The following is a 24894-nucleotide window of genomic DNA, read 5'->3' on the forward strand; positions in this document are numbered from 1 at the left end:
TGCCTTCCGCACGGCCTCGGCTTCGCGTCGGGCTGGCCTCCGGCTGGTGAGAGGGGTACCCCGCTATACCGAAAGCGTTAACAGGGGGCCCTTCCTTACACCCTCATCAGCGCATGCCGCGTAGGGCGGTCTGGAGGCGTTCCTGGGCGCGGCGGCGGCGTTCGTTGCTCGCGCCCAGGACCAGTAGCACCAGTCCGACCGGGATCAGCACCAGCCACGGGCCGAGGCTGAACAACGCGTGCAGTGCGGCGATCGCGGTCACCACCGCCCCGATGATCACCGGTGCCTGCTGCTGACTGGTCGAGCCGAAGACCAGCACGGCCACCGCGCCGAGCAGCAGCAGCACCTGGCGCATCAGGCTGGTGTCGGTGGCCAGCACGATCGCCAGGGTGGGTACGAAGGCGGCGACCAGCGCCGGACCGTACGCCACCCAGCTGCTCAGGTCCGCCCGCTGCCGCAGCTCCAGGAGCCCGACCAGGAGGGCGAGCAGGGCGAACGGCAGGGTGTACGCCTCCGGCAGGGCCACGTCGGCGACCCGCATCAGGATCCACCAGGCGGTGATCTCGCAGAGCACCACCGCCCAGAACAGGATGCGCCGTTCGGTCGGCCGGCGGCCGGGCCTGGTGGCCGCCACTCCGAGGACCGCGCCCCAGGCGGCGAGCAGGCCGGCGATGTGTCGGGGCGAGTCGAAGGCCAGGGCCAGCGCGATGAGTGCCGCGGCGAACCCGCTCCACTCGACGGTGGCCGCCTCGCGCTGCGCCTCGGGGCGACGCAACCGGGGCAGCGTCACCGCGAGCACCTGCAGGGCCGCCCCCACCGCCAGCACCCCGAACGCGGACCAGACCGCCGGGAAGCCGGCGGCCAGCCCGAGGGTGAGCACGAAGAGTTGGGCCTTGAGCGAGGCGAAGAGCCAGCCCAGGATCCGGGCCCGTCCGGTGGTGCCGAAGATGGCCGCGACCAGGCCCACCGCCGCGCCGCCGCCGAGGACGAACAACGTCAGCTCCTGGGTGGCCAGTCCGGCCGCCAGTCCGGCGCCGCCGGCGGCCAGCCCGAGGCCGAACACCAGCACCCGGGCCCACCGCAGCGAGCGGGCCCGCTCGGCGGGCGGCGGCGGTGGGGTCAGCGCCAGGCCGAGCATCGAGATGGTGAAGACCGCGAGTCCGGCCAACGCGCTGGCCGGCCAGGGCTGTCCGAGGGCGATCGGCGCGATCAGCAGCGTGACGCCGATCCCGGGCAGGATCACCGGTACGGCCCGGGACCGGCGTCCGTCGCTGAAGCCGACGGCGGCCAGCGCGGCGGTGACGGTGAGCAGCAGCGTGGTCAGCACGTGGGTCGGGTCGGCGGCGGCCGGCGGCACGCTGAGCAGCTCCGGTGGTGGCCCCTGCCAGGTCGCCGACAGCGTCCGGTACGGCTGCACCAACGCCATCACCAGGGCCGGCCCGATCGAGTAGAGCGCCAGCAGGATCGGCACCGTGGCGGCGGCGAGCGCCCCGGCGGCGGGGCTGACCCGCCAGCGCAGCACCGGATCGTCCGGGTCCCGGCGCAGCGCCCCGTCGAACCGGACCGACCAGCGGCGGACCGGCCGGGCCGACTCGGCAGGTGGTGCGGTGGCCGCGCGGAGCAGTTCGGCGAGTACCCCGAGCAGCGCCGCGGCGGCGGCGTACACGCCGACGGGCAGGCCGACGGGGATCGCCGCCAGCGCGGTGATCGTCGCACCACCGGCGACCGCGCCGCTGCCGTACGGCAGGTACTGCGGCACCCGGTCGCGGACCGTGCCCAACGCGACCAGCCCGAGGCTGGTCGCGGCCAGCGCCGAGGTGAGGATGACCTGGGGCGAGCGACCGAACTCGGCGGCCAGCGCGGCGACCGCGCCAGGGGTGGCCAGCAGGGCGGCACCGGCGGCGGCACCGCCGATCTGGACCAGGTGCGGCGGCATGCCCTCGGTCGTCAGGTCGTTCACCTGCCAACTGGCCTGGACCCGGGCCACCACGGCGACCGCCACACCGAGCAGCACGATGCTGCCCAGGGCGAGGGCGGTGGTCCACGGCCGGACCAGCCCGGCGCCGGCCGCGTACAGGCAGAGCAGGCCGGCCAGCAGCGCCCGGGAGAGCCCGGCCCGGGGGTCCACGGTGGCCACCGCGGCCATCGCGAAACCGGTGGCGACCATAATGCCGACCAGGACCGGCGACCACCACGGCAACCCGAAGGCAGCCGGTACGGCGATCGTGGCGAGCACGGCCGCGCCGCCCGACACGTCGTACCGCCAGGGCGGTGGTAGCAGCACCGCGGCGGCGACCGCCAGCAGCGCCAGCGCGACCGGCGCCTGCCAGGTCGAACCGCCGGTCGGCGCGGCCGGCCAGTTGGTCAGGTCACCGGACCAGATCGGGCCCGGCGTGGCCAGCACCCCGAACCCGCCGCGCACCGCCGACCAGCCGGCGAGCACGCCGATCAGGACGCCGCCGACGGCCACCCCGAGGATGGGGCCCCGTCGCCACTCCACCGGCATCGCCCGGGCGGCGACCGCGATCACCAGGACCAGCACGGCGGCGACCACGAGCTGACCACCCGGGGTGAGCACCGCCGCGATCCGGACCATGGTGGCGACCAGCGTCGTGGTCACCGCGGCGAGGGCGAGGTCGGCACCGTCCACCGAGGCGTCGGAACGGCGACTCGCGTCGATCGACGGGGCGAGGACCACCAGGGCCGTGGTGGCCAGCACCAGTACGCCCACCCACAGGTCGGCCGCGGTTCGCCCGGGTGCCACCACCGCGGTGGCGCCGACGACCAGGGCGCCCAGTCCGGCGCCGGCGGCCAGGGGTGTGGGGATGTGCCGCTGGGACACCTGGACCACCGCGGCGTAGCCGAGGGTGACACAGACCGCCAGGAAGCTGGCGGCCAGCACCGGCACGGTCATCTCCCGCACGCTCGCCGGGGTCGGCGTGGGATCGACGACGATGTTGGCGGCGACGAACGCGGCGACCGACCCGGGCAGGGCGAACGCCGCACCGCCGGCGGCCCACGCGGCGACCGTTCCGGTGCCGGCCGGGGTCATCCGGTAGCGCGGGGCCAACGCCACCGCGATGCCGGCCAGGCAGAGCGCCAGCAACACCGCGCTGGTCAGCCCCGGTCGGGCCAGCGACGCCCCGGCGCCCGCCGCGCCCACGACGGCCGCGGTGACCACGTGTGCCAGCGCGGACCGCTCCGTCGTGGTGCTCAGCCCGAGCGCCCCGATGCCGACCGCCGCCAGCACCATCGGCCAGGGCGCGGCCGACCAACCCAGACCGAAGGCCGCCGGTACGGCCAGCGCAGTCAACGCCGCCCCCACCACGGCGAACTCCCGGCGGATCGGCACCGGCAGGGCCAGTACGGCGGCCACCGTCAGCAGCAGCGCGGCGGCCGGCAGCTGCCAGGCGGCCGGGCCGACGGCGGCGGCCAGCTCACCGGGGTACCGGTCCAGGTCGGCCGCCCAGGCCGGCAGGGCGGCGCGGACCGGTGCGAGGCCGGCGCGTACCGCGTCGACGGCGACCAGGACGCCGCAGACCGTCAGCGCCGCGGCCGAGGCGAGCTGCGGGCCGCGCCGGGCCGCCTCGGGTACCGCCCGCACGGCGAGCCCGGTCAGCGCGATCACCGCCGCGATCAGCAGGACCGCCCGGCCGGGCAGGGCCACCGCGGCCACCCGGCTGAACGCGGCGATCACCGCGAGCGTGACGATGCCCGCGCCGAGGTCCGGCAGCGGCGGCTGGCGCAGGGTCAGGGTGCCGGCCAGGCAGACCACCGCGGCCAGCAGCAGCGCCATCCCGGCCCCGGCGGCGGCCGGCACCGTGTCGGCGCGCAACAGGCCGGTGACCGCGTACGCCAGCGCCACCGCGATCGCGACGCCGTGCAGCGTGAAGGTCAACTCCCGCAGCCCCGGTACCGGTCGGGCCGGGCCGGTGGTCATCCGGGGGCGGGTGGGCCCGGCCCCGAGGACCTCGCCGGTCTCCTCCTGCGCCGTCTCGGGGCGGCCCTCGGTCGGCATCGTCAGCGGTGGGTACCGGTCGGCGAGGTCCTGGCGTACGGGTCGTTCGACGGTCAGCGGGGACCGGGCCAGCCAGAGGTCCACCGCGGCGACCACGGTCAGCACCAGCGCCCAGCCCACCGGCCCGCTGATCCAGTCGTACGCCAGCAGTGGCACCACCGGTTGCGCGGCCAGCACGGTGGTGAAACGCGGCACCCGCAGCCCGGTCCACCGCGCGTACGCCAGGCTGCACCCGGCGGTGCCGCCGAGGACCAGGGCGGCGAAGAGCGCGCCGGAGACGGCGCCGGAGCCGATCCGGTCCACGGCCCAGAGGGCGTACCCGGCCAGCGGCAGCAGGAGCAGCCCGACCGCCGCGATGGTCTCGGCGGTGGAGGTGAGGCCCCGGCGGGCCAGTACCGGCGGCGCGAGCAGCATCAGCACCGTGGCGACCAGCAGCACCCCGAGCCGGCCCAGCGCCCCCATCGAGCTGGTCCCCAGCACCGCGAAGACCACCGCGGCCACCCCGAGCACCAACGCGCTCAACCCGAGGGGGATGTTCTGTACCTCCCGGGAGGAGGCCTCCGGCGGGTGCTCCGGGTCGTCGGCGTCCAGCCAGGTGGCCCGGGACAGCGGCGGGTCCTCCGGTGGGGGCGCGACCGTGGGGCCCTGCCGGGGCACCCGTGGGGGCGTACCCGGGCTTCTGGTGCCGGTGGTCTCCGTCGTCGCGCCGGCGGTCGGTGCCCCGGCCTGCTGGGGCACCCGCCCCGCCCCGCCGGTGGGTGTATCGGTCCTGCCGGGGGACGTGTTGCGCCCGCCGGGCGACGTCCCACCGGTCCGGGGTGGCGTGCCGACCGGCCCGGCGGCGGCACCGCTCGTGCCGGCCTTACCGCTCGTGCCGGCTCTGTGGGCCCTGCCGGTGGTGCCGCCCGCCCGGCCGCGCCGGACCCGCCGCGGCCGGACGCCCTGCTTGCCCGGTTGTTCACCGGCGTGCGCGAGGATGTCCCGCTGGAAGAGCGCGGCCTGCATCTTCTGGGCGATCTGCCGCTGCTCGGCGGCGATGGCGGCCTCCCGGGCCTTCATCTCCGCGATCGACCGCTCCACCTCCGCCAGGTGCCCGGCCCACTGTGGCTGGTCGGCCCCGCAGTGCGGGCAGTGGGCGGCGGCTTTGATCTCCCTGCCGCACGAGGAGCACTGAAAGGTCTGCACGACACCCCTCCACCCGGCTGGCCCGCACTGTGGACTTCCACTGTCGCAGCATGCCAAACCCGGCGCTGATCTCGACACCCGTCGCCGCGTGGTCGATCGGAATCCTTCGTCCCCGGCCACGCCCCCTCTCCCGGGAGAGGGCACGCCCCTCCCGGGAGAGGCGAAGCCTCCCTCTCGGGGAAGGCACGCCAGAAAGCAGGAAATAGTGGCCTCACCAGGGGGTGAGACCACTACTTCCAGGAAACAGCCGCCCAGACCCTGGGGAGCGGGGCGGGGCAGGTCTCAGGGGCGGCCGAGGCCCCGGTACTCCCAGCCGGCCTGGGTCCAGAGGGCGGAGTCGAGGCAGTTGCGACCGTCGACGACCCGCCGTCCGTTCACCAACTCGCCGAGGACGATCGGGTCGGCGTTGCGGAAGTCGGCCCACTCGGTGAGCACACAGACCAGGTCGGCACCGGTGACGGCGTCGGTCATGCTGTGCTCGTAGCTCAGCTCCGGCACCGCCCGGCGGGCGTTCTCGATCCCCTGCGGGTCGAAGACGTGCACGTCCGCGCCGGCCTTCTGCAGCAGCGCGGCGACCGACAGGGCGGGGGCGTCCCGGACGTCGTCGGTGTTGGGCTTGAAGGTGGCCCCGAGCACCGCGATCCGGGTCCCGGAGAGGTCCGGGCCCGCCGGGCCGGCGCGGCGACCGAGCAGGTCGGCGGCGAGATGCAGGACCCGGGTACGCCGACGCAGGTTGATCAGGTCGACCTCGTGCAGGAACCGCAGCGCCTCCCCGGCGCCCAGCTCCTGGGCCCGCGCCTGGAAGGCCCGGATGTCCTTGGGCAGGCAGGCCCCGCCGAAGCCGAGCCCGGCCTGGAGGAAGCGGTTGCCGATCCGGGGGTCGTACCCGATGGCCCGGGCCAGCTGGGTGACGTCGCCGCCGGAGGCCTCGCAGACCTCGGCCATCGCGTTGATGAAGGAGATCTTGGTGGCCAGGAAGGCGTTCGCGGCGACCTTTACCAGCTCGGCGGTGGCGAAGTCGGTGACCACCAGGGGCACCTCGCGGTCCTCGGTGGCGGCCAGGTCGAAGACCCCCTTGTGGGCGGCGTAGAGCATGCCGTTGGCCCACTCGCTCTTGACCCCGACCACGATCCGGTTGGGGCGCAGCACGTCGTCGACGGCGAAGCCCTCCTGGAGGAACTCCGGGCTCCACGCCACCTCGACGCCGAGGTCATCCGGGGTGTGCTTGCCGACCAGCTGCTCGACCCACTCGGCGGTGCCCACCGGCACCGTCGACTTGCCGACGATCAGGGCCTTGCGGGTCAGGTGCTGGGCCAGGCCGGTCACCGACGCCTCGACGTACGACAGGTCGGCGCCCATGCCGTCGGCGCGCTGCGGGGTGCCCACGCAGATGAAGTGCACGTCACCGAAGTCGGCGGTCTCGGCGATGTCGGTGCTGAACCGCAGCCGGCCGGCGGCCAGGTTGCGCTTGAGCAGCTCGTCCAGGCCGGGCTCGTGGATCGGCACGTCACCGGCGTTGAGCTTGGCGATCTTGTCGGCGTCGACGTCGAAACCGAGCACCTCGTAGCCGAGTTCGGCGTAGCAGATGGCGTAGGTCGCGCCCAGGTACCCGGTGCCGAGGAAGGTCACCCGGGGCCGGGACGCGCCGGACGGCGGTGTCACCGCGGCGATCGCCGGCATCGGCTGGGTGTTCGGGTACGGGATCGTCACGCCTGTCTTCTCCGCTCGCACTGGCGGCGCTTGGTTTGCGTCGCGTTCGGCTGGGCGCCTGTCCGGGGCACCAAGAAAGTTGTGGATCGTGGTGGGGGTCGGCGGCGCGCGCCGACGGCATCAGGACGAGCCTACGCGGCGGTAAGGATCACCTGAAGCATGGTCGCTATCCTTCATTCTGCGCGGTCGACGGGGCCGGCCACGGCGCCGACTGCGCATGATAGCGGTGAAGGGGAGGGGGCCGACATGGCCGCAGAGGAACCGTTCGACGTCTACCGGCTGCCCGAGGAGCACGAGGCGATCCGGGCTGCGGTCCGTGAGGTCTGTGCGGCGAAGGTGGCCCCCGGTGCTGCTGCGGCCGACGAGACTGGTGAGTTCCCGCAGGCCTCCTACGAGGCGTTGCGGGCCGCCGACTTCCACGCCCCGCACGTGCCCGTCGAGTACGGCGGCGCGGGTGCCGACGCCCTGGCCACCGCGATCGTCATCGAGGAGGTGGCCCGCGCCTGCGCGTCGTCCTCGTTGATCCCCGCGGTCAACAAGCTGGGCACGATGCCGCTGCTGCTGGCCGGCTCGGAGGAGCTGAAGCGGCGGTACCTGACCCCGGTGGCGGCGGGCGAGGCGATGTTCTCGTACTGCCTGTCCGAGCCGGAGGCCGGCAGTGACGCCGCGTCGATGACCACCCGGGCCGTCCGCGACGGCGACCACTGGGTGCTCAACGGGGTCAAGCGGTGGATCACCAACGCCGGTGTCTCGGAGTACTACACGGTCTTCGCCGTCACCGACCCGGCCGCCAGGTCCCGGGGCATCTCGGCCTTCGTGGTCGAGAAGTCCGATCCGGGGGTCAGCTTCGGCGCACCGGAGAAGAAACTCGGCATCAAGGGCTCACCCACCCGCGAGGTCTACCTCGACAACGTCCGGATCCCCGCCGACCGCATCATCGGCGAACCCGGCACCGGTTTCGGCACCGCCATGCGGACCCTGGACCACACCCGGGTCACCATCGCCGCCCAGGCCGTCGGCATCGCCCAGGGCGCCCTCGACTACGCCAAGGCGTACGCCGCCGAACGCCAGCAGTTCGGCAAGGCCATCGCCGAGTTCCAGGGCATCCAGTTCATGCTCGCCGACATGGGCATGAAACTGGAGGCGGCCCGACAGTTGACGTACGCCGCCGCCGGGAAGTCCGAACGCGGCGACGCCGACCTGACCTACTTCGGCGCGGCGGCCAAGTGCTTCGCCTCCGACGCCGCCATGGCGATCACCACCGACGCCGTACAGATCCTCGGCGGCTACGGCTACACCCGCGACTACCCCGTCGAACGCATGATGCGCGACGCCAAGATCACCCAAATCTACGAGGGCACCAACCAGGTCCAACGCATCGTCATGGCCAGGCAACTCCTCAAGGACTGACCCGGGTCGGTGGCGGGCCGCCCCATCGGCCCGCCACGGCTCAGATGTCGTCCAGGGTGTCGTCGGATCGGCGCGGTGCGCGTGGCGGCGCCGACCAGGGTGAGTTGCCGGTGCGCCGGGGCAGCGGCTCGGTAGGTGTGTCGTCGGGGTACCCGAGGGTCGGCGGGTTGGTGTCCCGGTCGTACGAGGGGCTCGCCGGCCAGTCGTACTCCTGGGTCTGGGTTGTCGTCGGCTCCGGCTCGGCCGTCGCCGGCACGGGCGCGGGCGCGGGCAGCACCGTCGGCCTGGGCCAGCGCCGCCACCGTTGCCCGCTGAAGGTGGCCATCAGCAGCATCAGGCCCAGCAGGAACAGGGTGCCGTTCTGCACCGGCAGTTCCAGGGGCAGCGGATCGCCCAGGATCCGCCAGCCGTCCGGGATCCGCTCTCGGACCTCGAACGGGACCACGAACATGCCGACGTACGGGGTGACGAGCAGCAGCCCGGCCACCAGCGGGCCGAGCGGTGAGACGCGCAGTGTGCCGAGCAGACCGAGCAGGATCCCGGCGACGCCCAGGTAGACGGCGGGCTCGATCAGGTTGGCGGTGTTGAAGGTACCTACCTGCACCCAGCGGTCGACGGTCCGGGCGGACCCGTCCTGCCCGAGGGTGACCAGGACCCAGGTGACCGGTGCCACCACCAGCCCACCGAGAAGGCTCCACAGATGTCGCATCCGCGCACCGTACCGTTTCCGCCATGACGGAGCACTTCTCTGCCGCGCCGGGTAAACCGACGTCGTACTCCCGGGTGACGCTGAGCCGCATCATGACGGCGGTCGATGTCAACCTGTACGGGACGGTACACGGTGGGGTACTGATGAAGTTCGTCGATGACGTCGCCGGAGCCGCCGCGGCCCGGCACAGCGGAGGCACCGCCGTCACCGCCGCGATCGACGAGATCGTCTTCTCCGAGGCGGTCCGGGTCGGCGACCTGGTGCACGCGCACGCCCAGGTCAACTGGACCGGGCAGACCTCGATGGAGGTCGGGGTCCGGGTGGTGGCCGAGCGGTGGGACTCGGCCGAGGACGAGGCGGTCCGAGTCGCCACGGCGTACCTGGTCTTCGTCGGGGTCGACGCGGGCGGCGCGCCCCGGGCGGTCCGGCCGGTCCTGCCGGAGACCCCGCAGGACGAGCGGCGGTACCGGGAGGCCGAGATCCGCCGCGCCCACCGGCTGGCCCGCCGCCGCGCCATCCAGGCCCACCGCGCCACCTGACCTCTCGCGCCGCCGCCCCGGCCCCCGCGCCGCGGTCTCGGCCCCCGCGCCGCGGTCTCGGCCCCCGCGCCGCGGTCTCGGCCCCCGCGCCGTCGTCCCGGCCCCCGTGCCGCCGTCCCGGCCGGCTCCGCGCGGGTCGCCGGGGTGAGAGGGGAACCCCGCTATACAAAAGGCGTTAACAGGGGGCCCTTCCTTGCAGTTGGGGAGGGAGGGGTGGGGTGGGGCAGGATGGCGGCATGGACGTGTTGTGGACGCCGCCGGCGGACGTACGCGAGCGGTCCCGGATCGGGGCGTACCTGCGCTGGCTGGCCGAGCACCGGGGGCTGGAGTTCGCCGACTACCACGCGTTGTGGCAGTGGTCGGTCGACGACCTGGACGCCTTCTGGCGTTCGATCTGGGACCACTTCGAGGTGGTCGCGCACACCCCGCCGACGGCCACACTCACCGATCCGGCGATGCCTGGTGCCCGCTGGTTCCCCGGGGCCCGGCTGAACTACGCCGAGAACGTGCTGCGGATGCCCGGTCGGGCCGACGACGACCCGGTGGTGGTGGCGCACGGCCAGACCCGCCCGGCGGTCACCCTGACCGCCGCCGGCCTGCGCGAGCAGGTTCGCCGGGTGGCGGCCGGGCTGCGCCGGCTCGGTGTCGGCCCCGGCGACCGGGTGGCCGCCTACGCCCCCAACATCGGTGAGACGTACGTGCTGCTGCTGGCCACCGCCAGTCTGGGTGCGGTCTTCTCGTCCTGCGCGCCCGAGTTCGGCACCCGCAGCGTCGTCGACCGCTGGCAGCAGATCGAGCCGGCGGTCCTGGTCGCCGTGGACGGCTACCGGTACGGCGAGAAGCCGGTGGACCGGCGCGCCGAGGTGGCCGCGATCCGGGCCGCGCTGCCGTCGCTGCGGCACACCGTCTGGGTCCCGTACCTGGACCCGGCCGGCCCGCCGCCGGCGGAGACGCTTACCTGGGCCGAGTTGGCGGCGGCGACCGACGAGCCGTTGGCCTTAACCCCGGTGCCGTTCGACCATCCGCTCTACGTGCTCTACTCCTCCGGCACCACCGGGCTGCCCAAGCCGATCGTGCACGGGCACGGGGGGATCCTGCTGGAGCATCTCAAGATGCTGGCGCTGCACCACGATCTGGGTCCGGCGGACCGGTTCTTCTGGTTCACCACCACCGGCTGGATGATGTGGAACTTCCTGGCCTCCGGCCCGGCGGTGGGCGCGACGATCGTGCTCTTCGACGGCAACCCGGGCCACCCCGACCTGGGCGGGCTCTGGCGGCTGGCCGAGGAGACCGGCACCACCTACTTCGGCACCTCCGCGCCGTACCTGCTGGCCTGCCGCAAGGCCGGGTTGGTGCCGCGCGAGACCGCCGACCTCAGCAGGTTGCGCGGGGTCGGCTCGACCGGCGCGCCGCTGCCCGCCGAGGGCTTCGCCTGGGTGTACGAGGCGGTCGGCGACGACCTGCAACTGCAGTCGCTGTCCGGCGGCACCGACGTCTGCACCGGGTTCGTCGGCGGGGTCCCGCTGCTGCCGGTGTACGCCGGGGAGATCACCTGCCGGGCGCTCGGCGCGAGGGTGGAGGCCCGGTCGGCCGACGGCACGCCGGTCCTCGGTGAGCTGGGCGAGCTGGTGATCACCGCGCCGATGCCGAGCATGCCTGTCGGCTTCTGGAACGACCCGGACGGCGTCCGCTACCGGGAGGCGTACTTCGACCACTATCCCGGGGTGTGGCGGCACGGCGACTGGATCACCATCAACGACCGGGGCGGCTGTGTGATCACCGGTCGTTCCGACGCCACCCTCAACCGGGGCGGCGTCCGGCTCGGCACCGCCGAGTTCTACTCGGTGGTCGAGGGCCTGCCCGAGGTGGTCGACTCGGTGGTGGTGCACCTGGAGGACGACCAGGGCGGCGCCGGTGAGCTGCTGCTCTTCGTGGTCCTCGGCGAGGGGCTGACCCTGGACGACGAGCTGCGTCGGAAGATCAGCCGCGAGCTGCGTACCGCGTTGTCGCCCCGGCACGTGCCCGACGAGATCCACCAGGTCCGGGCGGTGCCCCGCACCCTGTCGGCGAAGAAGCTGGAGGTCCCGGTCAAGAAGATCCTCACCGGGGTGCCGGTCGACCGGGCCGCCGCCACCGGCGCCCTGGTCAACCCGGAGTCGCTGACCGCCTTCGCCGCCCTCGCCCAGCGCCGGGCGGTCACCGGCTGAACCGCCGCCCCGGGTCCGGTTGAACCCGCCCGGGTCCGGCCCGGGTCGCGCCGCGATCCGGGCCGCCGCCGGGGTCAGGTCAGGGTGTGGGTGGTCTTCTCGGTCTCGGCGCGGGCGGCCAGCCGGGCCGGGTCGAGGTTGCCGCAGAGCACCACGCTGGCGGCCACCGTGAGCGGGGCCAGCAGCCAGTCCACCGGGTCCGGGTGGGCCGCCGCGTCGACCAGCACCCGGTCGCCGGGGCCGAGCCCGAGCTGATCGGCCCGATCGGCCGCGCGGGCCAGCAGCGCCGCGTCGTCCGGACCACCATCCGGGTACGGGGTGAAGTGGTCGCCGTGCACCCGTACCTCGCTCACGTAGTCGGCGAAGCCGGGCGGCACCTGCCGCAGCGGCCGGGCGAACGGGTCCAGCGCGAGGGCGTACCGTTCGCCGGCCGGCCAGGCGTCCGCCTCGGTGACCCGGTCGACGGCGGCGAAGAGCACCTCGACCGGACCTGGTCGGGGCAGCACGCTCAGCCGGGCCGACCAGCAGCCGAGCAGCACCGCCGCGGTCTGCCAGTGCGGGGGGAGCAGGACGGCGACCAGATCACCCTCGGTTACCGCCACCTCGTCGACGAGCAGGTTGGCCGTCTTGGCCACCCAGTTCGCCGCGGTGGCGCCGGAGATCTCGGTGCGCTCGCCGGTGGCGTCGTCGTACCAGGTCAGCAGGGGGCGGGCGGGGTCGGCTGCGATCGCGTCGGCGAACACCCGGGCAATGTTGTCGGCCATCGTCGCGAACGATACGCCGCCGCCGGCCGTACTCGTTGACAACGACAAGTCGGCGTACGGTCGGGTCGCAGTCAGCACCCGTACCGCGCGGCGGCGTAGGCTTGCCCGGAGTGTTGTTCCACACATCAGCGAAGTTCTAGGAGTCGCCCCGTGACCCCCGGCCGTCCGCCCCGCGTACTGATCGACGCCACGAGTGTCCCGGCCGACCGTGGTGGCGTCGGTCGATACGTCGATGGCCTGCTCGGTGCCCTCGGCAAGGTCTGCGGTTCGGGGGTGGACCTGGCCGTGGTCAGCCTCCGCACCGACCTGGAGCGTTACACCCGGATGCTGCCCGGCGCGGAGATCGTCCCCGCCCCCGCCGCGGTGGCCCACCGGCCCGCCCGGCTGGCCTGGGAGCAGACCGGGCTGCCGCTGCTGGCCCAGCAGGTGGGTGCCCAGGTGCTGCACTCGCCCTTCTACACCTGTCCGCTGCGGGCCGGCTGTCCGGTGACGGTCACCGTGCACGACGCCACCTTCTTCACCGAGCCGGAGCACTACGACAAGTCCCGGCGGACCTTCTTCCGCAGCGCGATCAAGACCTCGTTGCGTCGGGCCGAGCGGGTGATCGTGCCGAGCAAGGCCACCCGCGACGAGCTGATCCGGCTGCTGGACGCCGACCCGACCCGGATCGACGTCGCCTACCACGGGGTGGACCACACCGCCTTCCACGCCCCCAGCGAGGAGGAGAAGGCCCGGGTCCGGGCCCGACTGGGGCTGGGCGGCAGCAGCTACGTCGCCTTCCTCGGGGCCAAGGAGCCGCGCAAGAACGTACCCAATCTGATCCGGGGTTGGGCCCGCGCGGTGGGTGACCGGCCGGATCCGCCGGCGCTGGTGCTCGCCGGCGGGCAGGGCCACGACGACGACATCGACCGGGCGGTCGCCGAGGTCCCGTCGCACCTGCGGCTGTTGCGGCCGGGCTACCTGCGCTACGCCGACCTGCCCGGCTTCCTCGGCGGCGCGCTGGTGGCGGCCTACCCGTCCTACGGGGAGGGTTTCGGGCTGCCCATCCTGGAGGCGATGGCCTGCGCCACCCCGGTGCTCACCACGCCCCGGCTCTCCCTGCCGGAGGTCGGTGGCGACGCGGTCGCCTACACCAGCGAGGCGCCGGACCAGATCGCCACCGACCTGGCCGCGCTCCTCGACGACGAGCAGCGCCGGCTCACCCTGGCCAAGGCCGGGTTCGACCGGGCCAAGGAGTTCACCTGGGCGTCCAGCGCCGAGGTGCACATCGCGGCGTGGAGCCGGGCCCGTTCCTGAGACTTCACTGGCGGTGCCCGCGAGGCTTCGTCCCTAGCGTGGCGGTTCGGGCATGATGTGCTGATGCTCTACGCCGTCATTCCGGCGGGTGGCAGCGGCACGAGGTTGTGGCCGTTGTCCCGCGCCGGCCACCCCAAGTTCCTCCACCCGCTCACCGGCTCGTCGGCCTCCCTGCTGCAGGAGACGGTGCGCCGGTTGGCTCCACTGAGCACGCCCGAGCGCACGTTGGTGGTGACCGGGGTGGCGCACGCCACGGCGGTCGCCCGGCAGCTGACCCAGCTGCCGGAGGAGAACATCCTGGTGGAGCCCTCGCCCCGGGACTCCTGCGCGGCCATCGCGCTGGCCGCCGCGGTGATCGCGACCCGGGACCCGGAGGCGGTGATGGGGTCCTTCGCCGCCGACCACGTGATCGGCGATCCGCAGCGCTGGGCGCAGACCGTGCGGGAGGCGGTCCACGGCGCCGAGCAGGGGCTGCTGATGACCGTGGGCATCACCCCGACCCGGCCCGAGACCGGCTACGGCTACCTGCAGACCGGTGACCCGGTGGGCGACGGTCCACTGCGTCCGGTGGCCGAGTTCAAGGAGAAGCCCGCCGTCGAGGTCGCCGAGGCGTACCTGCGCTCCGGGCACCACCTCTGGAACGCCAGCATGTTCGTCTGGCGGGTCGACGTGTTCCTGGCCGAGCTGGCCCGCCAGCAGCCCGACCTGTACGCGGGCGTCACCGCGATCGCCGCCGCCTGGGGCACCCCGGCGCAGGACGAGGAGCTGGGCCGGGTCTGGCCGACCCTGCCGAAGATCTCCGTGGACTACGCGGTGATGGAGGGTGCGGCGGCGGCCGGCCGGGTGGCCACGGTGCCCGGTGACTTCGGCTGGAACGACGTGGGTGACTTCCACACCCTCGGTGACGTGCTGCCCACCGACCCGGCCGGCAACGTGGTGCTCGGCACCGACGCCAAGGCGGACGTGCTGCTGCGCGACAGCAGCGGTCTGGTGGTGGTCTCCCAGTCCGGCCGGCTGGTGAGCGTGCTGGGCATGCGGGACACGATCGTGGTGGACACCGCCGACGCGGTGCTGGTCTGCCCACGCGAGCGCGCCCAGGACGTCAAGGCGCTCGTCGACGAGCTGAAGCAGCGCGGCGAGGAAGCCCTGATCTGAGGTTGCCCGGTCGGCCCCGGTCGGGCCGGCCCGGGACCCGCAGGCTCAGCGCGGCCGGTGGAAGGTGGCCCGGGTCAGGGTGGCCAGGGCCGGGGCGACCAGCTGGGCGGTCGCGTTGGCCAGCGGCCGGGGCAGCCGGTCCGGGGGGAACCAGCCCAACGCCTCGGACTCGGCACTCACCCGCTCCACCGCCCCGGGCGGCGCGAGGACCGCGAAACGCACGTCGTAGTGCGCCGATTCGCCACCACAGCGCACCGGGTGGATGTCCACGTCGATGGGGACGGGGTCGACGCGCAGGCCGTCGATCCCGGACTCCTCGGTGGCCTCCCGCAACGCCGCGCCGGCCAGCGTACGGTCGCCGGGTTCGCAGTGTCCGCCGAGCTGCACCCACCGACGCAGCTTGCCGTGCAGGCAGAGCAGCACCCGGGAGCCGGTCGGGTCCAGCACCAGCGCGCTGGCGGTGACGTGGCCGACCCGGTGGGCCCGACCCAGCGCCGACGGACCGGCGGTGAGCAGGCCGAGGGTACGGTCGCGGCCCACGGCGGCGCTCGGGCTGGTCGGCTCCCAGCCGGTCAGCAGCGCCACGGCGTCGGCGTGCAGGTCGAGGTACGCCGACCCGGCCGGCTCCACCGGCAGTGCCCCGCTCACAGGGCGAGGGCGGCGCTGGCGGTGCTGCCCGCGGGCGGGGGCAGCAGCACGGACGACACCTGCTCGGCCGCCAGCGCGGTCCGTAGCCGCTGCAGGTCGGCACCGAACCGGATCAGGTCGGCCGGTTCCACCGGGGTGGCCGGCGAGCCCAGCACCAGGGTGGCCGCCCCGGCCGGCCAGCCAGGCACGGCGGCGACCAGCTCGGCGCGTACCTGGTCGTCGGTGACCAGGGTGAAGGTCGTGCCGGGGGCGACCGAGTCGGCGACCACGGCGATCGCGCGTCGGACCGCGGCCGGGTCGACAGGTGCCGCCTCGTGGCGGTCGGGCAGGGTGGCCGCCTGGCGCAGGCCGGCCGCCTTCGCCTCGGCGGTGCCCAGCGAGAACAGGTCGAGCGCGGCGTCGCGGATCAGCGTTGACGCACCGGCGTCGGGGTCGGCGTCGGTACGGGTCGCGTTGAGGTAACCCCGGACCACCGCGACCGGCACCTGGTCGCACTTGCCCTTGACCAGTTCGGCCGCGCCGGCCAACTCGTCCACCACCGCCATCTGGGTCAGGCTCAGCTCGTTGCCGTACGGGTCGACCTCCCCCCGGTGGTCGCGCAGCGCCGCCATCCCGGCCACCCCGAGCGCCACGTCGGTCAGCCCGTTGCGCCACGGTCGGCCCATCGTGTCGCTGACGATCACCGCGACGTCGAGGTCGTACCGCTGGCGCAGGGCGGCGCGCAACGCCCGAGCCGAGGCGTCCGGGTCCACCGGCAGCAGCACCAGCCGGGTCTTGGCCACGTTCGAGGCGTCGATCCCGGCGGCGGCCAGCACGAAACCGTGATGGGTCTGCACGATCCGGGTCGCCCCCCGGGTCGCCACCACCCGGGCGGTCTCGGCGGCCAGCACCTCGTCGCGGGCGGCGATCCGCTCCGGGCCGTCGGCCGGCACGTCGACCAACCGCCCCTCCGCCTTCGACACGATCTTGCTGGTCACCACCAGCACGTCGCCGTCGCGTAGCCAGGGCGCGGCGTTGCCGATCATCGTCGCCAGGTCGTCGCCCTCGGTCACGTCGCCGATGCCCAGCACCGGCAGGATCTCCAGTCTCACGCCAACTCCAATGCGGCCCGTACCATCTGCGCGGTCGCCTCCTCGTCGGTCATCCGCAGCGGGGCGGCCCGGACCGTCACCCCCGGCACCACCGTGCCGGCGTCCTCCTCGGCGACCAGCCAGCCGTCCAGCAGACCACCGGAGCCCCGCCCGCCGTAGAGCCGGCCCACCCCGGCGGCGCTGCACTCGACCCCGAGCACCGCCAGGCACCGGTCGGCCATGCCGCGTACCGGCGCGCCACCGATGATCGGTGAGACGCCGACGACCGGGGCCGGCCCGTCGGCGACCGCCTCGCGCAGCCCCGGCACGGCCAGCACCGGGGCGATGCTCACCACCGGGTTGCTCGGCGCGATCAGCACCGCGTCGGCGGAACCGAGCGCCTCCAGCACGCCGGGTGCCGGCTTCGCGGTGTCGGCACCGACGAAGACGAAACGGTGCGTGTCGATCATGGCGCGGTGCCGCACCCACCACTCCTGGAAGTGGATGGCCCGCTGGCCCGTCCCGCTCCCGTCGGTGCCGTCGCCGCTGACCACCGCGTGGGTCTCCAGCCGGTCGTCGGTCGCCGGCAGCAGCCGTACGCCCGGCTGCCAGCGACCGGCCAGCGCCTCGGTCACCGCGTGCAGGGGGTACCCGGCGTTGAGCATCGTGGTGCGGACCAGGTGGGTGGCGACATCCCGGTCACCGAGGCCGAACCAGGTCGGTTGGGCACCATAGGCGGCCAGCTCGGCCGAGACCGTCCAGGTCTCGTCGACCCGGCCCCAGCCCCGCTCCGGATCGGCGCCCCCACCGAGGGTGTACAGGACGCTGTCCAGGTCGGGACAGATCTTCAACCCGTGCAGGAACAGGTCGTCGCCGACGTTGACCACGGCGGTCACCTCGGCACCGACCTCCCGGGCGTACGCCCGGACGCCGAGCAGGAAGCGGGCCCCACCGATGCCACCCGCCAGAACCACGATGTGCATGAGGTCCATCCTCGCGCACCGACGTCCCCGGCCCGCGCTCGCGTGGGGAGACTAGGCTCACGTCCGCAACCATTCGTCCATCCACGCCCTTCTAGGGGGAGCCCGTGACCAGCCCCGCCGGGTCCGCGTCGCCCGACGCGCCACAGGCCAGCCAGCTGACCAAGCCGTTACGCGAACTCGGCGCGTTCGTGCTCCTCGGCGCGAACGCGGTTCTGCTCTTCGTCGGACTGATCCGCCTGCTGGCCCCGACCGGATACGGCGACTTCACCGCTCGGGCCGGCCAGAACTACTTCACCTTCGTGGGCCTTGAGGCCGCCGTGCTGCCGGTGCTCGCGGTGCTGCTGGCCACCCACGTCCAGCCGGTCCTGCCGAAGGCGAAGTTGATCGTCCAGGTGGCCCTGGCCCAGTACGGGTTCAGCGTGCTGCTCGGCGGACTGACCTTCCTGATCTGGACCGTCGGCCGGCTGGCCGCCGCCGAGGTCCTGGACGCCCTGCTCGGCATGCTCACCCGGACGGCCTGGCTGGCGCTGCTCGCGTTCGGCGCGTTCGTGGTCTACCGGGTCTGGCGCAACCTCTACCACGTGCCGAAGCCGCAGGCCGAGCCCGGCGTCTACGGTCAGCCCCAGCCCGGGTGGGGGCAGTACCCGGGCGCGCCCGGTCAGCCCGGCACCGGCCAGCCGGGTGGTTACCCGCCCGCCGGCCAGTACGGCTACCCGCCCAATCCCGCCTCGGCCCCGCCGTTCGGCGCACCGTCCGCTCCCTCCTTCGGCGGGCAGCCGGCCCAGCCGCAGTCCGCACCGCCGTTCGGCGGGCAGCCCGGTGCTCCGCAGTCCGCACCGCCGTTCGGTGGCCAGCCGCAGTCCGCACCGCCGTTCGGTGGACAGCCGGGTCAGCCGCAGTCCGCACCGTCGTTCGGTGGGCAGCCGTCGGCTGGTTGGCCGACCACGTCGTCCGCGCCCGCGCCGCCGGTGCCGGCCCCGCCCTTCGGGCAGCCGCCCTCGGCGGACCCGACCCAGGCCATCCCCCGGCAGCCGCACCACCCGACCGAGACCGGCGGGCAGCCGCCGGCGGAGGCCACCGAGCAGTTCCGGGCCGCGCCCGCCGAGGCCACCGAGCAGTTCCGTACCGGTTCGGCGGACGCGACCGAGCGGATCGCTCAGGAGAAGACGGCGGCGACCGAGGCGATCGGCACCGGTTCGGCGGATGCGACCGATCGGTTGGGTACCGGTTCGACGGATGCCACCGAGCGGATCGCTCAGGAGAAGACGGCGGCGACCGAGGCGATCGGCACCGGTTCGGCGGATGCGACCGATCGGTTGGGTACCGGCTCGGCGGATGCCACCGAGCGGATCGGGCAGGAGTCGGCGGAGCCGACCGAGGCGATCGGCCGGACCGACAGCGACAGCGACCGTACCCAGCCCTTCACCGCTCGGCCCGACTCCCGCTGACCGTCCGACCGGCCCCGGCCGGGACATCCACCGCAGGCCCAGCGGGCCGACGCCGGATGTCCCCGGCCGGGGCCGGCGTCCCGGTGGGCACGGATCGGGGGGTGGGCGGGGCCGACAGGACCGGTCGGGCTGGGCATAGGCTGGGCCGATGGTTGATCGCACCGAGCCCGGTCCGACGGTGCAGAGCATTCGTCGGGCCCTGCACCGGGCCGCGACCGGGCGGACGCTCGACGTGGCCGAGGCGACCGCACTGCTGGCCGCCCGGGACACCGAGCTGACCGAGCTGCTCCGGCTCGCCGCCGGGATCCGGGACGCCGGGCTGCGCGAGGCGGGGCGACCCGGCGTGGTCACGTACTCGAAGAAGGTCTTCATCCCGCTGACCCGGCTCTGCCGGGACCGCTGCCACTACTGCACCTTCGCCACCGTGCCGCACCGGTTGCCGGCGCCCTTCCTGGACCGCGACGAGGTGCTGGCCATTGCCCGCGCCGGGGCCGACCAGGGCTGCAAGGAGGCGCTGTTCACCCTCGGTGACCGGCCGGAGGAGCGTTGGCCGGCGGCCCGGAGCTGGCTGGACGAGCGCGGCTACGACTCCACCCTCGACTACCTGCGGGCCTGCGCGGTGGCGGTGCTGGAGGAGACCGGGCTGTTGCCGCACCTCAATCCCGGCGTGCTCTCCTGGTCCGAGCTGCAACGGCTCAAGCCGGTGGCGCCGAGCATGGGGATGATGTTGGAGACCACCGCCACCCGGCTGTGGTCCACCCCGGGTGGCCCGCACTTCGGCTCGCCGGACAAGGAGCCGGCGGTCCGGCTGCGGGTCCTCGACGACGCCGGCCGGGTCAACGTGCCGTTCACCACCGGCATCCTGATCGGCATCGGCGAGACGGCCGCCGAGCGGGTCGACGCGATCTTCGCGATCCGCCGGGCGCAGCGCGGGTACGGCCACCTCCAGGAGGTGATCGTGCAGAACTTCCGGGCCAAGCCGGACACCGCGATGCGGGGCATGCCCGACGCCGAACTGCACGACCTGGCCGCCACCGTGGCGGTGGCCCGGGTGCTGCTCGGCCCGAAGGCCCGCATCCAGGCCCCGCCGAACCTCATCGCCGGCGAGTACGACCTGCTGCTCAATGCCGGGATCGACGACTGGGGCGGGGTGTCCCCGCTGACCCCGGACCACGTCAACCCGGAGCGGCCCTGGCCGCAGCTCGACGAGCTGGCCCGGCACACCGCCCGGGCCGGCTTCACCCTGCGCGAGCGGCTGACCATCTACCCGGAGTACGTCCGCGCCGGTGACCCGTGGCTCGATCCACGGCTGCTGCCGCACGTGCGTGCGTTGGCCGATCCGGAGACCGGGCTGGCCGTCGAGGCGGCGCGGCCGGTGGGCCGGCCGTGGCAGGAGCCGGACGAGACCTACGGCGGGCGGACCGACCTGCATGCCACCATCGACACCACCGGCCGCAGCGAGGACCGGCGCGGCGACTTCGACCACGTCTACGGCGACTGGTCCGAGGTCGCCGAGCGGGTCACCCCGGCCGGCCCGGTGGTCCCGGCGGCCCGGGAGCAGGGGGGTGGGGTGGGGGATCCGGCGTTGCGTACCGGGCTGCGGCTGGCCGCCGACGACCCGGCGGCGCTGCTGGAACCCCGGCACACCGACGCGGCGCTGGCGCTCTTCGCCGCCGACGGGCCGGCGTTGGACGAGCTCTGCCGGCTCGCCGACGACGCCCGGCGGGACGCCGTCGGCGACGACGTCACCTACGTGGTCAACCGCAATATCAACTTCAGCAACGTCTGTTACGTCGGTTGCCGGTTCTGCGCCTTCGCCCAGCGGGAGCGCGACGCCGACGCGTACCGGCTCTCCGTCGACCAGGTCGCCGACCGGGCCGAGCAGGCGCGGGCGGCCGGTGCGACCGAGGTCTGCCTGCAGGGCGGGATCGATCCGAAGCTGCCGGTGACCATCTACGCCGACCTGGTCCGGGCGATCAAGGCGCGGGTGCCCGACATGCACGTGCACGCGTTCTCCCCGATGGAGATCGTCACCGCGGCGGCCAAGGCCGGCGTGCCGATCCGGCAGTGGCTGACCCAGTTGCGCGAGGCCGGGTTGGACACCATCCCCGGCACCGCCGCCGAGATCCTCGACGACGAGGTCCGCTGGGTGCTGACCAAGGGCAAACTGCCCGCCGCCGCCTGGGTCGACGTGGTCGCCACGGCCCACGAGCTGGGCATCCGGTCCAGCTCCACGATGATGTACGGGCACGTCGACCATCCCAATCAGTGGTTGGCGCACTTCCGGGTCCTGGCCGGGGTGCAGGACCGTACCGGCGGTTTCACCGAGTTCGTGGCCTTGCCGTTCGTGCACACCAACGCGCCGATCTACCTCGCCGGCATCGCCCGGCCGGGGCCGACCTGGCGGGAGAACCGGGTGGTGCACGCGATGGCCCGGCTGCTGCTGCACGGCCGGATCGACAACATCCAGTGTTCCTGGGTCAAGTTGGGCGACGCCGGGACGGCGGCGCTGCTGCGGGGCGGCTGCAACGATCTGGGCGGCACCCTGATGGAGGAGACGATCTCCCGGATGGCCGGTTCCGGCAACGGTTCGGCGCGTACCGAGCAGGAGTTGGTCGCCATCGCGCAGGCCGCCGGACGGCCGGCGCGCAGGCGTACGACCGCGTACCGTCACGCGCGCTAGGAACATCGAACCTTTTCCCGCCGCCGGCCGTACGACTGGATGCCGGCGGCGGTCGAGGCGAGGACCGCCGCCGGGTGTCCACGAAGGACCCGCCGCACCCGCGGCATTGGGATCCCTTCGCCCGTTGGCGCGGGTGTCGCGTGTCGCCCGCCGGAAAGGGTGCTCATGAGAAGTGACCAGTCGAAGTGGCGTCTGCCCAGACTGACCCGCCGTCAGACGTTGACCGCAGCGGCGAGCGCGACCCTCGGGGCGGCGGCGCTGGCGGTGCCCGGCCTGTCGGCCGCCACCCAGAACGACGCCGTCGAGGCGTCGGGTGAGCCGATCATCGTGCATCTGCGCGACGCCGAGAAGGGCACGATGGACATCTTCGTCGGCACGTCCAAGGTCGAGGTGCGGGACCGGGGCCTGGCCGACCGGCTGCGCCGCGCCGCCGCCCGTCGCTGACCCTCAGGTACGGCCACCGCTGGTGGCCCCCCGCCGCTTCCGATCCGTTCGACGCCCAGTGAGGTTGGTCCACCCATGTCTTCCCACCGCGAGGCTCCGGAGATCGCCAAGGATCCGGTCGCTGACAGCGCCGACCTGTACGCCTTCGTCAGCCCCGACAAACCCGACACGGTCACGCTGATCGCCAACTACGTGCCGTTGCAGCTGCCCTCCGGTGGCCCGAACTTCTTCGAGTTCGGCGACGACGTGCGGTACGAGATCCACATCGACAACGACGGCGACGGCCGTCCCGACGTGACCTACCGGTTCGAGTTCACCACCGAGATCACGAACCCGAACAGCTTCCTCTACAACACCGGTCCGATCGACGCGCTCGACAGCGAGACCTGGAACCGGCGGCAGTTCTACAGTCTGACCCGGATCGCCGACGGCCGGGAGCAGCGGCTGGCCAAGAAGCTGCCCTGCCCGCCCTGCAACGTCGGGCCACTGTCCACGCCGAACTACGCGAAGCTGGCCCGGCAGGCCACCTTCGCGCTCTCCACCGGGGAGAAGGTCTTCGCCGGGCAGCGGGCGGACGGCTTCTTCGTCGACCTCGGCGCGATCTTCGACCTGGGCACCCTCCGGCCGTTCCAGCAGCTGCACGTCGCCGGCAAGAAGCTGTTCCGGGACGAGGGCACGCCGGTCAACGCCACCGACCGGATGAACGTGCACAGCATCGCGCTGCAGGTGCCGCTGGGCAGGGTCCGGCGCAAGGCCAACCGGTACTCGGTGGCCGACCCGGCGTCGACGATCGGCGTCTGGACCTCGGCCTCCCGCCAGCAGGTACGGGTGCTGGACCCGGGTCCCGACCTCGCCGCCGGACCCTTCGTCCAGGTGTCCCGGCTGGGCAACCCACTGTTCAACGAGGTCATCGTGCCGATGGCACAGAAGGACAAGTGGAACTCGCTGCCGCCGTCGGAGGACAAGCGGTTCGTCGGGTTCGTGGAGAAGCCGGAGTTGGCCGGCCTGCTCCCGGCGCTCTACCCGGGGGTGTTTCCCAACCTGGACCGGCTCAACAAGGCCGGCAAGCCCCGCGCGGACCTGGTCGCGATCCTGCTGACCGGGGTGCCGGCCGGGTTGATCGACGGGTTCACCAACACCACGGGTGACGTCCAGGCGGACATGCTGCGGCTCAACACCGCCATCCCGCCGAGCCGTCGACCGAACCGGTTCGGCGTGCTGGGCGGGGACCTCGCCGGGTTCCCGAACGGCCGTCGGGTCGACGACGACGTGGTCAGCATCGAGCTGCGGGCGATCGCCGGGCTCACCGTACCGCTCGTCGACAAGACCTTCCGGCCGGACGAGGCGGCGGCCGCGCTGACCCCCGGGCTCAGCGCGGCGGACGTCACCGCTCCGCTGCTCGGGCACTTCCCGTACCTGGGTACGCCGTACGACGGGTTCAACAACCCGCCGGCGTCGTCCTGACGATCGGAACCGGCCAGGAGAGGAGCAGATCGTGCACGAGCACCGGTACGGACCCTCGGAGACCGGCAGTGTCGTGCTCGACATCGGTGGCGATGCGGGCGCGTTGATCATCTATACCGGACAGCAGTGGCACGGGCACGAGATCGAGGTGAGCCGGGTCGACCAGCCCGACGAGCCCCGGACCCACTCGGCGGTGCGGGAACGGCGGGTCCGCGACGGTACGTTCCACAGTGCGGTCTATCCGGACCTGCCGGCGGGCCGCTATACCGTCTGGTGGGACGACGACACGCCGGCCGGCGCGATCTCGGTCACCGGGGGTGTCGTCGCCGAGTTCGTCTGGCCCGCCAGCGCGCCGCCCGGGGCGCACTGAGCTGCCCGACCGGTTTCCGAACCACAGCGCCCCGTCCACGATGTGGACGGGGCGCTGTGCTGTGTGGCGGATTCCGGTGCGCGGATGTCGGCGGCTCGCGTTACTCTTGCCCACCAAGATCACTGATCTTGGTGGGTTGCTTGTCGGTGCCCCGCGTCGACGGCTCCGGCCGGGGGTGCCGGTGGCCGCCGTGACCGGTCCGTCCCTGGTGTCGGCGGGCCGACGCGCGGTCGGCCACGGGAGAAAAGTCGAGCGACTCGCCGGGAGGGCGTTACTCGTCCGGGGTCTGAATCGGTAGGGCAGGTTGCGAGGTCGGACGGCCTGGACGGCCGTCGGGCGCAGTGTCAGGAGGACGACTCCATTATCAAGTTCGGCTTGACGGCGCACGCATTACACGCGTGTAATTTGAATGGGGTTGTCCGCACGGAACACAGCAAATCGGGACCGGACGGACACGCACGCCTTTCGCGTGGGGGGTTGCAGCGGCGGAGTCGTCGGTGCGCGACAAGGAGGCAACTGAATGGACGGCCAGCTTGAGGTGGCCGACCTGCTCGGGAACGCGCCGGAGTGGCAGGAGCGGGCGCTCTGCTCGCAGACCGACCCGGAGGCGTTCTTTCCCGAGAAGGGCGGTTCGACCCGCGAGGCGAAGCGGATCTGCTCGCGTTGCGAGGTCAAGACGGAATGCCTGGAGTACGCGCTCGGCCAGGACGAGCGGTTCGGAATCTGGGGTGGGCTCTCGGAGCGGGAGCGGCGCAAGCTCAAGCGACGGGTCGCCTGAGCCAGCCGGGCCG

The 24894-nt window shown here is 73.5% G+C and carries 18 protein-coding genes; 11 read left to right on the forward strand and 7 right to left on the reverse strand.

The features are described 5' to 3' along the window. Positions 1-106: 106 nt before the first annotated feature. Both ACN28G_RS02025 and ACN28G_RS02030 read right to left on the reverse strand, forming a co-directional pair. Positions 107-5203, reverse strand: a complete 5097-nt coding sequence (locus ACN28G_RS02025; RefSeq protein ID WP_421478248.1) for an SCO7613 C-terminal domain-containing membrane protein — start codon at positions 5201-5203, stop codon at positions 107-109. Positions 5204-5485: 282 nt separating this feature from the next. Continuing rightward, the gene (locus ACN28G_RS02030; protein WP_091434879.1) at positions 5486-6913 is read right to left on the reverse strand and encodes a UDP-glucose dehydrogenase family protein; all 1428 of its coding nucleotides are present in this window, start codon (positions 6911-6913) and stop codon (positions 5486-5488) included. Positions 6914-7159: 246 nt separating this feature from the next. Between ACN28G_RS02030 and ACN28G_RS02035 the strand changes: the two genes are divergently transcribed. Continuing rightward, on the forward strand, positions 7160-8323 hold the full coding sequence (locus tag ACN28G_RS02035; protein WP_421478249.1) for an acyl-CoA dehydrogenase family protein: 1164 nt from the start codon (positions 7160-7162) through the stop codon (positions 8321-8323). A gap of 40 nt (positions 8324-8363) precedes the next feature. Here ACN28G_RS02035 and ACN28G_RS02040 read toward each other — a convergent pair whose 3' ends face one another. Next, positions 8364-9032: a hypothetical protein gene (locus ACN28G_RS02040; RefSeq protein ID WP_421478250.1), complete on the reverse strand. Its 669-nt coding sequence runs from the start codon at positions 9030-9032 to the stop codon at positions 8364-8366. A 23-nt stretch (positions 9033-9055) separates the two neighbouring features. On the opposite strand from ACN28G_RS02040, the gene ACN28G_RS02045 reads away from it, so the two are divergent. Together ACN28G_RS02045 and ACN28G_RS02050 are read left to right on the forward strand one after the other, a co-directional pair. Continuing rightward, positions 9056-9571, forward strand: a complete 516-nt coding sequence (locus tag ACN28G_RS02045) for an acyl-CoA thioesterase (RefSeq protein WP_091434885.1) — start codon at positions 9056-9058, stop codon at positions 9569-9571. Between the two features lie 236 nt (positions 9572-9807). Beyond that, positions 9808-11778: an acetoacetate--CoA ligase gene (locus ACN28G_RS02050; RefSeq protein ID WP_421478251.1), complete on the forward strand. Its 1971-nt coding sequence runs from the start codon at positions 9808-9810 to the stop codon at positions 11776-11778. A 74-nt stretch (positions 11779-11852) separates the two neighbouring features. On the opposite strand, the gene ACN28G_RS02055 is transcribed toward ACN28G_RS02050, so the two are convergent. Beyond that, a complete protein-coding gene (locus ACN28G_RS02055) occupies positions 11853-12542 on the reverse strand; it encodes a TIGR03089 family protein (protein WP_421478252.1) in 690 nt (229 codons plus the stop codon). Positions 12543-12692: 150 nt separating this feature from the next. Here ACN28G_RS02055 and ACN28G_RS02060 point away from each other — a divergent pair, with 150 nt between their 5' ends. Next, complete coding sequence (locus ACN28G_RS02060; RefSeq protein ID WP_091434892.1) at positions 12693-13838, forward strand: glycosyltransferase family 4 protein; 1146 nt, start codon at positions 12693-12695, stop codon at positions 13836-13838. A gap of 63 nt (positions 13839-13901) precedes the next feature. Next, positions 13902-14993: a mannose-1-phosphate guanylyltransferase gene (locus ACN28G_RS02065; RefSeq protein WP_421478253.1), complete on the forward strand. Its 1092-nt coding sequence runs from the start codon at positions 13902-13904 to the stop codon at positions 14991-14993. Positions 14994-15038: 45 nt separating this feature from the next. On the opposite strand, the gene ACN28G_RS02070 is transcribed toward ACN28G_RS02065, so the two are convergent. From ACN28G_RS02070 to cofD, 3 genes are read right to left on the reverse strand one after another with little or no spacing between them, the layout of a single operon-like run. Beyond that, positions 15039-15641 carry an NUDIX hydrolase gene (locus tag ACN28G_RS02070; protein WP_421478254.1) on the reverse strand — a complete coding sequence of 201 codons (603 nt, stop codon included), beginning with the start codon at positions 15639-15641 and terminating at the stop codon, positions 15039-15041. After that, entirely contained in the window at positions 15638-16732 is a 1095-nt protein-coding gene (locus tag ACN28G_RS02075) for a coenzyme F420-0:L-glutamate ligase (RefSeq protein WP_421478255.1), read from the reverse strand. Before ACN28G_RS02075 ends, ACN28G_RS02070 begins: the two co-directional genes overlap by 4 nt. Continuing rightward, complete coding sequence (gene cofD, locus ACN28G_RS02080) at positions 16729-17694, reverse strand: 2-phospho-L-lactate transferase (protein ID WP_421478256.1); 966 nt, start codon at positions 17692-17694, stop codon at positions 16729-16731. The genes ACN28G_RS02075 and cofD overlap by 4 nt, the downstream gene beginning before the upstream one ends. A gap of 104 nt (positions 17695-17798) precedes the next feature. Between cofD and ACN28G_RS02085 the strand changes: the two genes are divergently transcribed. From ACN28G_RS02085 to ACN28G_RS02110, 6 genes are all read left to right on the forward strand, one after another. Next, positions 17799-19142, forward strand: coding sequence for a hypothetical protein (locus ACN28G_RS02085; protein ID WP_091434896.1), 1344 nt, complete (start codon positions 17799-17801; stop codon positions 19140-19142). 148 nt (positions 19143-19290) lie between these two features. Further along, complete coding sequence (locus ACN28G_RS02090; protein WP_421478257.1) at positions 19291-21825, forward strand: bifunctional FO biosynthesis protein CofGH; 2535 nt, start codon at positions 19291-19293, stop codon at positions 21823-21825. Positions 21826-21990: 165 nt separating this feature from the next. Continuing rightward, positions 21991-22269: a hypothetical protein gene (locus ACN28G_RS02095; protein WP_091445999.1), complete on the forward strand. Its 279-nt coding sequence runs from the start codon at positions 21991-21993 to the stop codon at positions 22267-22269. Positions 22270-22344: 75 nt separating this feature from the next. Further along, positions 22345-23733 carry a DUF4331 domain-containing protein gene (locus ACN28G_RS02100; RefSeq protein WP_091434901.1) on the forward strand — a complete coding sequence of 463 codons (1389 nt, stop codon included), beginning with the start codon at positions 22345-22347 and terminating at the stop codon, positions 23731-23733. 31 nt (positions 23734-23764) lie between these two features. Beyond that, positions 23765-24103, forward strand: coding sequence for a phospholipase (locus ACN28G_RS02105; RefSeq protein WP_091434903.1), 339 nt, complete (start codon positions 23765-23767; stop codon positions 24101-24103). A 520-nt stretch (positions 24104-24623) separates the two neighbouring features. Continuing rightward, positions 24624-24881 (forward strand): WhiB family transcriptional regulator, encoded by a 258-nt coding sequence (locus tag ACN28G_RS02110; protein WP_091434905.1) that lies wholly within the window; start codon positions 24624-24626, stop codon positions 24879-24881. The last annotated feature ends 13 nt before the right edge of the window (positions 24882-24894 follow it).

The organism is Micromonospora sp. WMMA1923 (genome assembly GCF_049179195.1).
GTDB classification, from domain to species: domain Bacteria; phylum Actinomycetota; class Actinomycetes; order Mycobacteriales; family Micromonosporaceae; genus Micromonospora; species Micromonospora yangpuensis.